1 protein-coding gene is annotated in these 360 nt (G+C 65.6%); it reads left to right on the plus strand.

Translation table 11 applies throughout. The features are described 5' to 3' along the window. Positions 1-281: tyrosine-protein phosphatase (locus SB816_RS30220; protein WP_410548021.1), on the plus strand; the 281-nt coding region annotated here is incomplete at its 5' end. Positions 282-360: the final 79 nt, after the last annotated feature.

The following is a 360-nucleotide window of genomic DNA, read 5'->3' on the forward strand; positions in this document are numbered from 1 at the left end:
GCGGAAAGGGCGTGGACGGGGCGGGTTGGGCGGGCGCGCTGCTGCTGCTGATCGCGAACGTGCCGCGGGAAATCGTCGTGAAGGAGTTTCTGCTGACGAACGCGTGGCGCTCGACGGGCGTCGACGAGGACAATCTCGCACAGCCCGTGCAGGCCAGCTATCTGCAAAGCGCGTTCGATGCGCTGCAAAAAGGGATCGGCGATCTGAACCGCTATCTCAACGCCGGTCTCGGGCTGTCTTCGACGACGGTGGATCTGCTGCGCGGCCGCCTCGTGGTGTAAGCGGCGCGCTTCGCCAGACATAAAAAGAAACGGGCGCCCGCGAGCGCCCGTCACACCTTCCGGGCCGACAAACTCAGGC

The organism is Achromobacter sp. SIMBA_011 (genome assembly GCF_046535435.1).
Classification (GTDB): domain Bacteria; phylum Pseudomonadota; class Gammaproteobacteria; order Burkholderiales; family Burkholderiaceae_B; genus Achromobacter; species Achromobacter dolens.